This is a genomic window from Tropicimonas aquimaris (genome assembly GCF_042676185.1).
In the GTDB taxonomy this organism is placed as follows: Bacteria; Pseudomonadota; Alphaproteobacteria; order Rhodobacterales; family Rhodobacteraceae; genus Tropicimonas; species Tropicimonas aquimaris.
The window spans coordinates 1-10672 of sequence record NZ_JBHTJT010000002.1 but is presented as its reverse complement, the minus strand read 5'-3'; the positions used below and the strand labels follow the sequence as shown (position 1 = coordinate 10672).

At 59.6% G+C, this 10672-nt stretch carries 11 protein-coding genes (1 of these 11 cut by a window edge); 7 read left to right on the top strand and 4 right to left on the bottom strand.

Annotated elements, in window-relative coordinates; all coding sequences use genetic code 11:
* From ACFQ2S_RS00060 to ACFQ2S_RS00050, 3 genes are all read right to left on the bottom strand, one after another.
* Window positions 1-691: the beginning of an FG-GAP-like repeat-containing protein gene (locus ACFQ2S_RS00060; protein ID WP_386071688.1), read on the bottom strand. The gene continues 1064 nt to the left of window position 1, outside the view; the window shows 691 of its 1755 coding nt (coding positions 1-691); its start codon is at window positions 689-691; its stop codon lies beyond the left edge, outside the window.
* Between the two features lie 440 nt (window positions 692-1131).
* A complete protein-coding gene (locus tag ACFQ2S_RS00055; protein ID WP_386071686.1) occupies window positions 1132-1764 on the bottom strand; it encodes a tyrosine-type recombinase/integrase in 633 nt (210 codons plus the stop codon).
* A gap of 420 nt (window positions 1765-2184) precedes the next feature.
* On the bottom strand, window positions 2185-3207 hold the full coding sequence (locus ACFQ2S_RS00050; RefSeq protein ID WP_386071684.1) for a helix-turn-helix domain-containing protein: 1023 nt from the start codon (window positions 3205-3207) through the stop codon (window positions 2185-2187).
* A gap of 174 nt (window positions 3208-3381) precedes the next feature.
* On the opposite strand from ACFQ2S_RS00050, the gene ACFQ2S_RS00045 reads away from it, so the two are divergent.
* From ACFQ2S_RS00045 to ACFQ2S_RS00015, 7 genes are all read left to right on the top strand, one after another.
* A complete protein-coding gene (locus ACFQ2S_RS00045) occupies window positions 3382-5394 on the top strand; it encodes a DUF3604 domain-containing protein (protein WP_386071682.1) in 2013 nt (670 codons plus the stop codon).
* A 45-nt stretch (window positions 5395-5439) separates the two neighbouring features.
* On the top strand, window positions 5440-5652 hold the full coding sequence (locus tag ACFQ2S_RS00040; RefSeq protein ID WP_386071681.1) for a hypothetical protein: 213 nt from the start codon (window positions 5440-5442) through the stop codon (window positions 5650-5652).
* A gap of 53 nt (window positions 5653-5705) precedes the next feature.
* Window positions 5706-6074 (top strand): hypothetical protein, encoded by a 369-nt coding sequence (locus ACFQ2S_RS00035; RefSeq protein WP_386071679.1) that lies wholly within the window; start codon window positions 5706-5708, stop codon window positions 6072-6074.
* 224 nt (window positions 6075-6298) lie between these two features.
* Window positions 6299-6667 carry a hypothetical protein gene (locus ACFQ2S_RS00030; RefSeq protein WP_386071677.1) on the top strand — a complete coding sequence of 123 codons (369 nt, stop codon included), beginning with the start codon at window positions 6299-6301 and terminating at the stop codon, window positions 6665-6667.
* A gap of 120 nt (window positions 6668-6787) precedes the next feature.
* A complete protein-coding gene (locus tag ACFQ2S_RS00025; RefSeq protein WP_386071675.1) occupies window positions 6788-7849 on the top strand; it encodes a DUF1214 domain-containing protein in 1062 nt (353 codons plus the stop codon).
* Window positions 7850-7860: 11 nt separating this feature from the next.
* On the top strand, window positions 7861-8859 hold the full coding sequence (locus ACFQ2S_RS00020) for a DUF1214 domain-containing protein (RefSeq protein ID WP_386071674.1): 999 nt from the start codon (window positions 7861-7863) through the stop codon (window positions 8857-8859).
* Window positions 8860-8870: 11 nt separating this feature from the next.
* Window positions 8871-9299 (top strand): cytochrome c, encoded by a 429-nt coding sequence (locus ACFQ2S_RS00015; protein ID WP_386071672.1) that lies wholly within the window; start codon window positions 8871-8873, stop codon window positions 9297-9299.
* A gap of 222 nt (window positions 9300-9521) precedes the next feature.
* On the opposite strand, the gene ACFQ2S_RS00010 is transcribed toward ACFQ2S_RS00015, so the two are convergent.
* Window positions 9522-10391, bottom strand: coding sequence for a bestrophin-like domain (locus ACFQ2S_RS00010; RefSeq protein ID WP_449369407.1), 870 nt, complete (start codon window positions 10389-10391; stop codon window positions 9522-9524).
* Window positions 10392-10672 lie beyond the last annotated feature (281 nt).

The following is a 10672-nucleotide window of genomic DNA, read 5'->3' as shown; positions in this document are numbered from 1 at the left end:
TCATGTCCCCGGCGGACGGCCCTGCGGTGGGTTCCGTGCGCCCGATACTTGGAGTGGCGGCCGCGATGTTCCCCGACCACGCCGGAGTGCCCGGCACACTTTGGTTCAGATACGCGGCAAGTTTCGTTACACCCCCGGCGGTTTGGAAGCCGATGAGATCGAGCAGACCGTCGGCATTAAGGTCAACGGCGTTGTAACCAACGCCACGGCTGCCAGGTACAACCTGAGCAGGTTCAGGCCCGAAAGTGAACGTACCATCTCCATTCCCGTATAGCATATTCGAGAATCCGCCATCGATCCCGCTGAAAAGATCGATATGGCCGTCGCCGTCAAAGTCCTCGGCGATCACTTGCCAGGAATAGGCTCCGTCGAGAACAGGCTTGGTACCGGTCGAAGAGAGCTGCGCATGTAGACTATAGCCCCGCGTGCTCGCGATTATGTCTGCAATCCCATCCTCATCGATGTCGGCAAGAGTTGCGTCGTGGATGTTGCTTACGAACCCCGAATACGTGGTTTGTGCAACAAGTCCGCCGACGCTCGGGTCATACTCCCAAACCGTCACCGAGTTCTGGGAGTAGTTGCCGACGACAACATCGGTGAGACCGTCGTCATCGTAGTCACCCGTGCTGACACCGATCTCTCGAACCAAGGTGTTATAGAAGTCTGTCTGGTATGTGTACGGGTACGACATCTCTCCTCCTCTCGTCGGCTTCTCGGCGCGCCCCAGTGTTATATTATACCGCTTAGGCGCGTTTTCTGCTTTGACCGCAGTCAAAGTGATCAACAAAAACCCCTTATTTTTTTAGATTGTTTAAGGGTAGCCATTCATCGCGCCGGCGCGTCAGTGACGCATTCCTGTTGGCTGGGAAGCTGTCTCGCCACAAGGTCTCGATGCCGCCTTGCGGCGGCGCGGAAAAGCCCGATTCCTTGATCGCCTGAACGGCGGCAATTATCATCGCGGCATGGAAGGCTTGCTCCTGAGTAGAAGGCCTCGTCACGGCCCGTACTCAAGTTTGCCGCGCCCACGAGGAGCGGAATTTCTTGACCCTAGCCAAGGTCCGGTTGGTCGGCTAAACGGACTCTGAAAGCTTCGTGAAATGGTGGGCCGATCGGGTAGATCGGCCCAATTCGTCAGAGCTCGACGGACTCGGCGATTGAGAGTGCATCTTCCAAATCGACACCGAGATATCGGACAGTGCTATCCATCTTCGTGTGTCCCAAGAGGAGTTGCACCGCTCTCAGGTTACCAGTCTTGCGGTAGATCTGCGCAACCTTGGTACGACGCATCGAATGCGTTCCGTACGAAGTGGGGTCCAGGCCGATCGACTGGACCCATTCTCGGACCAGGCGCGCATACTGGCGGGTTGAGATATGCAGCCGCTCGTGGAAGCGGCCCGGCCACAGGAATTCCGACCCGATCATCAAGGGATCCGTGACCCACTGCGAGATCGATCTGCGCGTCCCTTCCGAAATCTCGAACCGAACTGGCTTGTCGGTCTTGCTCTGGATGACCGAAGCGCGCTCCTTGACCAGCCCGGCAGCGTAGACATCTGCGACCTTGAGCTTCACGAGGTCGCACCCTCGCAGTTTGCTGTCGATGGCAAGATTGAAGAGGGCCAGGTCACGATGTCGCTCGGCGAGTTCCAGTCGTACCCGGATGGCCCAAACGTGCTTGGGTAGCAGCGGTCGCTTCTGACCGACAATTCGCCCCTTGTTCCACGGTTGTCGGCGAGCTCGTACAACAGGAAGGTTTACATTTTCCATGACGTTTCCTCAGATCCGCCACTCCCATCCTCAGCGCCAACCCAGAGTCGGCTGCCAAAGATAGGCTTTCAAGTCGGCTTTCAGGAACGTTGGAATCAAACAGGAAACCGAGGCGTGCGGCAGCTGTCCGCGCCCTTCTGCCGTTCACGATTGTTGTCCACCAGCGCCGTTCGCAGCCGCGGCATTCTTCACGGAGGGCGGGCTCCGGACGTTCGCTGCAGCCGCGATCTTAGGAGGCCACAACTGAAAATGCAGACATCGAGGCAGCGACTTATCGGTACGTCGTTCCCGACTACGAATTGCAAAGCGCTGACGCTCGATGCAGAGATATTGAGCAGCCTACGCGCTTCGGTATCCCGGGCATCGGGAATTGAACCGCGGCTATCGAACTGGATTGCACCAACGCTTGCAAAGCAGAGATCAAGCTAACAGACCAACGGGTTTCGCGGCGGCGTATTCGGTCGGTGTTTTGCCCGTCCAGTTCCGAAAAGCCCGCCGGAAGCTGTTCACCTCTCGATAGCCCAACGCCGAGGCAACTTCCCGGATTGAATGGTCCGTTTCCAGGAGTAGAGCGGAAGCCCGTTCCGCCTGGAAGGATGCAAGGACGTTGCGGAAACTGCTGCCTTCCGAGGAAAGGCGTCTCTGCAGGGTGCGCGTGCCAAGACCAAGCTGCGCAGCGACAGCGTCTTCCGAAACGTCTCCCCCAACGACAAGCAGAACCAATATGTTCTTCACAAGATCTGCCATTTTCTCCGGCGGGCGGGCCCGGAGATTTGCCTTCACATCGCTGTACAATGTCGCGGTCTTCGCTTCCCGTGGGTGCGGATTGGGCGCCTGTAGAATATCCTTTCGAAGAGCGATACCCGGAAGATTGGCGCCCCATCGGATTGGCGCTCCAAAGATGGTTTCGAGGATCGTGTCGTTGGAGCATGCCGCGGGCAACTCGATCCACTCAGGCCGCCAATCCTGTCCGGCAAAGTGTCGTATGAGATCGACGATGAGCATGAGTGACCCCTCATCGACATGACGGGCCCCAACAACGGAACTGATGCCAGAATCGTATTGCAGGATCACGAACTCGCCTGCATCTCGCAGGGATGCAGAAGACCCCGACTGCACGAGCCTGAGTGCGCGCATACCCCGGGAAAAAGCCGTGTCCAGACGCGGTGCGCCGAGAACGTACTGCCCGTAGAACTCCACTTTCTCATAGCCGTGTTCGGCCGTCACGCGCGGCGCAAAATGTCGTTCGCCCGTCTGACGCGCGACGCTTTCCGCGAAGGCGGCCTGCAGGGCATACGGAAAAAAAACTGGCGACCCTTCGATGATCGTTCGGCTCAACCCGATGGACCGGAGCGCGCGCTCGACGACCCGAGCGGACATCAGCCTGTCGGTGGCGTCAACAACGGGCCTCCACGCCCGGGAGTTATAGAGCGGAACCGTCATGGCAAGCAGTTTGTCGCAAAGTGATCAGCCTGTCTGTGATATGAATCAATCATCCGAAGGGCTTGCCAAGTTTGCGCTGTGCCCACGATTGTCGTGGTTCTGCCAAAGGCACTTGCCCCAACAGATTGGCACCCTTCTTCGGTTGGGATCGGCTATGGGGAAGTTCCGGGCCGCATGATACGCGCCTGGCCCTTTCCGACCACACCCACCGATTTGAACGGCAATTCGCGCTCATCTGACAGGAGGTGTGCCGAAAACAGGGAGGATCTGGAAGTGTCACGCATCACAATCAAAGCGCTCTTGCTATCGGGAACAGCCTTGTTTGTCTGCCAGACGGTGGCGGCACAGGAGTTGGTGGGCATGGCACCCGATCCGGACGCGGAGTACTCGCCCTATATCAGCCACGACTATCCCAACCAGGTCTTCTTTGGGGATACACACCTTCATACGGCGTTTTCTGCGGATGCTGGCCTCGCCGGCGCCACTCGAACGCCCGACGATGCGTTTCGATTTGCCAAGGGCGAAACGGTTACCTCATCGCACGGCATCAAGGCGCGACTACAACGCCCGCTCGACTTCCTCGTCGTCGCGGACCACGCGGAAAACCTTGGGTTGTATATCGCTTTGGACGAAGAGGATGCCGAGGTTCTGGCGACCGATTGGGGCAAGGGCCTGTTTGACATTTTCGCACCAAGAACACACGAAGCGGTCGCCCAGGCGTATGTGTACTGGGGCGATGCCTTTTCCATGGGCGGGGAAGCAGGCGATCCTCTCGCGGATACGTCTTTGCAGGAAACGATGTGGCACAGGCTGACCGATGCTGCCGAACAGCATAATGATCCCGGCGCCTTTTCTGCCCTGATCGGGTACGAATGGACAGCCGGGCCGTCCGGGAACAACCTCCACCGCGTGGTGATGATGCGGGACGACAAGGAAGCTGCCGATCAAGTCGTGCCCTTCAGCGCCTATGACAGCGAAGACCCGGAGGATCTCTGGGACTGGATGGAGACCTATGAGGGCCTGACGGGCGGGAGGGTGCTGTCGATCCCTCATAATGGGAACCTTTCGAATGGCCTGATGTTCGACGACAAGACTCTTTCCGGTGCGCCCCTCGATGTAGCTTATGCCGAGCGCCGGATGCGGTGGGAGCCAGTCTACGAAGTCACCCAGATAAAGGGTGATGGCGAAGCGCATCCAATGCTGTCACCCGATGACGCCTTTGCCGACTACGGGACATGGGACAAGGGCAGCTTTGGGCCGGAACTCAAGACGCCCGAGATGCTGCCGCGCGAATATGCGCGCGAAGCTCTGAAGCGCGGGCTGGCCTATGCGGAGTCCCTTGGGACCAACCCATTCAAGTTTGGCATGGTCGGATCGACGGATTCGCATACGGCGCTCGCGACCACGACCGAGGACAACTACTTCGGCAAGGTCTCGATGGTCGAGCCGACCAATGACCCGGTCCGCTTCGACGAACAGATCACGGGCAGGTTCACACCGGACGATCCATCGGACGATATCCTTCACGCCGAGGGCCTTGCCTCTGGCCTTGCCGCCGTCTGGTCGCGCGAGAATACGCGAGAGGCGATCTGGGACGCATTCGCCCGCAAGGAGGTCTTTGCGACGACGGGAACGCGTCTGCGGGTTCGGGTCTTTGCCGGGGCCGATTTCGCCGCGGAGGACCTCGAACGCTCCGACTTCGCCGCCTATGCCTATGCGAACGGCGTGCCGATGGGCGGCGATCTGTCCGGACTGACAGTGGCTCCCAAGCTCATGATCCGTGCCCTGCGCGATCCGGACGCGGCCAACCTCGACCGTGTACAGGTGGTAAAAGGCTGGCTCGATGCCAATGGCGAGACGCAGGAGCGCGTCTACGACGTGGCCTGCTCGGATGGTCGCGCGATTGTCGATGGCGCGTGCGAAGGCGATGTCGGCAACACCGTCGATGTCTCGACCGCCACCTTCACGAACGCAATTGGCGCCCCCTACCTCGACGCATTCTGGCAGGACCCGGAATTCGATCCGGCGCAGCGCGCATTTTACTACGTGCGCGTTCTCGAAATTCCGACGCCCCGGTGGACGACATATGACGCCGTGTTCTTCGGCATCAACCTTCCGGAGGCGATCGAGCCAACACACCAGGAACGCGCCTACACATCACCAATATGGGTGACGCCGGCGTCCTGACCGCACCGAAAGACCGATTGAACGCACAACAAAGGGAGTGTGAAAATGGCAAGTTTTCTTGGGAAAATTGTTGCGATTTTCGCGGTGGCTGCCTTGGCGGGCCTGGCGCTGTCCGGTCCGGCAGATGCCGACCGCAAACGCGCGCATAACACCATGACAGGCGCCCTCGTCGGAACGGGTGTCGGGTATCTGGTCGGCGGTAAAAAGGGCGCCTCCGCGGGGGCCGTCGTTGGCGCGATCGCCGGATACACCAAGTGATGCCCCCAGATCCGCGGGAACTGTTTGGAACGAAGAGACTGGGGAGACCCGAAATGACTCCATCTTCAAGGCTATCTGTAATCATTGCCGGCCTTGCAGTCGCATTCGGTGGCACTGCCTTTGCCGACGAGGAAATGGACCGCATCCTGGATGAGGCCATGCCCTACATGCACCACAGCTGCGAGAGCGTGCTCGCCAATTATGGCGAGGACGAGGACCAGGTTGCCGAGATCGTGCGCCTGATGGCGGCGGTATCGCTCTTCAACCGGGAAATCGATGTCGAAGCGGAAATCCCGGACGAAGCGGAGCGTAACGGCCTCAAGGACGAGTTCGTCGCGGCGCTCGAAGAAGCCTGCGAGGCGGATCCGAATACGCTGCTCGCCGGAGCCGTCGACACGGCAGTCAAGGATGCTCTGGACTGAACCCTTTGAAGGATCGCGGCAGCCAGTGGGTAATACAACGAGAACACAAGGGGATTTCTGGGTCGGGTGGCACAATGCCACCTGATGTTCAGAGAGGTTGGGGCGCCGGGTAATACCTCGTGCCGACGTCCCAACAATTCATGAAGGCAGAGCAACCTGAGCTTCCTCCGGTCGCGATATCACCTCGGATATCTGGAAGTTCAGGTTCGAAAAGGAGGACGATCATGACTGCAAAAGGCGCTCTGATGCTTGTTTCTGCCATCGCCTTGGCTGCGTCCGCGGCGCCGGGACTGGCCGACAACAACAAACCGAACAAGATCTACAAGGTGCCGCCCGGAAAGGTCGCCGGTACGCCACCGGGGCTCGCCAAGAAGCCCGGCGGCATGCCCCCGGGACAGTACAAGAAGATCTACCGCCATGGAGAGATCCTTCCCCGTGATTACGTCTGGATCACGGACTACGACGATTGGCGCCTTCCGCCGCTGAGGCCCGGGGAGGGCTATGCGCGCTACGACAACGAAGTCTATCGCGTTGTCCGCGATACCGCCGTTGTCCTCGAGGCACTTGGGATCGTCTCGGACCTCATGCGCTGAGGCGGAAGAAAGCGAAGGATGGGCGCGGCGTACAGTCAAGTGCCGGTCCCGCTCCGGAACCGGCACCAACCATCAGGGTCAGATGGCTGACGAAAGTGAAGCAATGAATGGGAGGGGAAAATGTCCAGATCGCAAATCATAGCGGCTGTCATCGCCGTTGCCGGTGCAACATTTTCTGCAGATTCGGCAATCGGGCAGAGCGCATCGGACAGCTTGCGGGCGCTCCTCGAGGCTCGGGAAGTCCCGGTCACCATCGACAATTTCATAAGGGCGGCAACGGATATCGAGCTCGACAAGTATGTCTCGCTCGCGGGCGGCGTGAACCGCTTCTTCCATTTCCGTGATCCGACGCCAGTGGAAAACCAGCCGACGATCCGGATGAACCGAGACACGCTCTATAGCGTTGCTGTCATCGACATCAGCGAAGGCGCGACCCTGACGCTGCCAGATGCAGGCGATCGCTACATGTCTGCGATGGTCATCAATCAGGACCATTTCATCAACGAGGTGTTTCACGGCGGCGGCACCTACACTCTCGACATGGAGACCTTTGACACGCCCTACGTCATAGTCTTCATGCGCACGCTCGTCGACGCGGCCGACCCGGACGACGTGGCCGAGGTGAACGCACTCCAGGACCTGATGACGCTGGAAGCAGCGTCCGCGGCGCCCTTCATCCCGCCGGACTACGACGAGGAAAGTTTCCAAGGACTGCTCCGGGCCACAATCGAGATCGGCCGCTACGCGCCCGACAGCACTCACACGTTCGGACGCCGGGAGGCGGTGGAGCCCGTGCGGCACTTCCTCGGTACGGCCGTCGGTTGGGGTGGGCTACCTGAGGAGGAGGCCTACTACCTCAACGTCGAGCCGGGTCTCCCGATTGGCGAATACAAGATCGAGGTGCCTGCCGACGTTCCGGTCGACGCGTTTTGGTCCATCAGCCTTTACAACGCTGAAGGGTTCTTCGAGCCGAACGCGCTTGGCGCCTACAACATCAACAGTGTGACCGGCACCCGCAACGACGACGGTTCGATGACGGTTCATCTCGGCGGTTGCGACGACGGTCGCGTCAACTGTCTGCCGATCATGGATGGCTGGAACTACAACGTCCGGCTGTACCAGCCCAGAGCAGAAATCCTCGATGGAAGCTGGACCTTCCCGACCGCCGAGCCGGCAAAGTGAAAGGACAAGTGATGATACGGAAACTCATAGCAATTGGTCTGCTCGTGCCCTCTCTCGCCGCCGCGCAGGACGTCAATCTCGATAACCTGATCCGGGCGGAATCGGACCACATGTTCCGCTCCGCGATGGCAGCAAACGGTATGGACGTTGGAGAACTGGGTCATTTTCGGGAACCGACGACGCCCGACAATCAGCCGGTCATACGGATGAACCAGGATACGCTCTATTCTCAGATCACTGTGGATCTGTCAGAACCGGTAGAGATCACGCTGCCCGAAATCGGCGGGCGCTACCAGTCGATGCACGTGGTCAATCAGGACCACGACATGTTCGTCGAGGCGCAGCCGGGAACCTATACGCTGACGGAAGAGGATGTGGGCACGCGCTTCGCTTCGATCACTTTTCGAACGTTTGCCGACGTCACCGATCCCGCCGATATAGAGGCTGCCCATGCCGCGCAGGACGCAATCGCGATCAGCGGAGGCGGAGCCGGCCCGTTCGACGCCCCCCGCTGGGATCTCGACAAGCTCGCGATGGCGCGCCGGGCGATCAACGATCTTGCATCCCTCGGGTTCGAGTCGACCCATGCCTTCGGCCGCAGGGAGGAAACGGAGCCCGTCGCGCGCTTGATCGGCGCTCTGTCGGGATGGGGCGGCCTGCCGAGGACAGCGGCCACCTATATCCTCGCCAGCGTTGAGCAGAACGATGGCGAGACGCCATATTTGATCAATGCCAAAGACGTGCCCGTGGACGCTTTCTGGTCGGTCACCGTCTACAATGCAGAGGGCTATCTCAAGGAGAACGACCTCGGTGTGAACAGCTACAACAACTATTCCGCCGTACCGAACGACGACGGCTCCTTCACGATTCATTTCGGAGGTTGCGGCGATGGGCGCGTGAACTGCATCCCCGTAACGCCGGGCTGGAACTATGCCGTCCGGATGTACCAACCCCGTGAGGAAATCCTCGACGGAAGCTGGACCTTCCCGGCGGCAGAGCCTGCGGAATAGGACGCCTGAACATGCGGCAACTACTGTTTCCGACCGTGGTCTTGGCCTTGGGGTGCGCTTTCCAGTCGAATGCGGACGGTACCTCCTCGGGAGGAGAGGCGATCTTTGCAGCGCACTGCGCGAGATGCCACGGCGTTGATGGCAAGGGCGGCGGCCCCGCGGCCGCCAGCCTGAAAACGCACCCAGCGGACCTGACGAGGATCGCCGCTCGCCGCGGCGGTATCTGGCCAATGCTCGAGGTCATGTCGATCATCGATGGCTACACCAAGAGTACCAACCCACGCCAAGACATGCCCGTGATTTCGGAACTCAGCGCAGGTCCGATGGTCGAATTCGATACCGGAAACGGGATTGTCACGCTCATACCGGCCCGCCTGATCGCCGTGGCTGATTTCCTAGAAAGCATCCAATTTCCCAAGCCCGAGCGCTACGTGCCTTGACCCGTACATGAAAGAGATTGGGATGCTTCGCGGTGACCGGAAAATGTGAGGATTGCACAGGAAAACGCCGCGCCGGCCCGAGTTCCCCGGTTGGTCCAAACCAGGGAAGGGCTGGCCCGAACCGTCGCCGGAACGACGCCCTCCACAGCATCCGCCCTGCTTTCGGTCCTTGCCGTATCTCCTGTTTCGCGCGGCACTTCGCCAAGGGCGATAGAAACCACTTCAGTCGTCAGAGGCTGCGAGGGCGGCTTCCATCTCACGGATGGTCTGGTTCATTGTGTCAGGGTTCACCCTCATCGTGCCTTCCAGCGCTCTATCAAGATCGAAGATCACGATCATGACGACCGAGAGCAGCCCCGCAAAGGCGAAGACATGCCAAGTCAGCGTCTTGCCCTGCATTGCCGTCCGGTTGCCGACGACAAAGATCGCGACGACGGAGGCCAGAAAGATCATCAACTTGGCCGGTGGCGGGATCTGTTCGGCTGCCGCGGCGACACGATATGTATGAGCGTCGAGCATGTCGGTCACGCTGCGCACGACTGCCGCCCGGATCGGATCGGATGTTGTTCCTCCGATGGCTTGCATCGTCGCTGGCCAGACTTTCGCCTGTGCTTCCAGGGTCCGCTCCAGAAAGGCGTTCCAGGCTTCCATTGATCCGATATCCGCACGGCTCGCGATGCGTGTATTCGCATAGGCGAGCAACTGGGACTGAAGATCGCTGCGCCCCGGATCCTCGACAAGGTTTGCTGTCAGAAAGGCCGTGCTAATCGCCGCCGCCTCGTTGACGAGCGCTATCTGCCTCGCCTCGCGCCATCCAAGCGCCGAACTGAACGCAAAGCCGAGCAGCAGTCCTAGGAGCGCCAACATTGCGCCGAGAGAGGTGGCTCCAGGCGCCTGCTCAGGCAAAACACCGTCAACTTGTCTACGGCTAAGCGTAACCCGTCCAATATGAAAGCCGAGGAACGCTGCTGCCGGAAGTGCGACAAGCGTCAGAACTGCGAGAAAGGAAAAGGGCAACAAAGGTGCAATGAAGCCCACATAAAGATCCGCCGTCTCAGTGCCATTCATTTCGTCTCTTCCTTCGAGGATCACGGCCTTCAAGACTAACTCTTAGGATCGACACCTTTTTCGAGTCCCGACAATGACCGGGATCAACTGTTTGCTGAATGCGCACAGTAGATTTTTTGGGGGGCACTTATCGACCGCTCTTCATTGGCCCGGCCGAGAAGCGCATTATTTTGGTGAACGATTTGTTGCGGACGACAAGTCAAGTGATCTGTTCCGCTCTGTCGCGGCTCAACAAGGTCCATGAACTTGCCCCCATTTGACCGGACACCTACGCGGTTTCGGTTTGGGCCCTGATGAACTCGCGG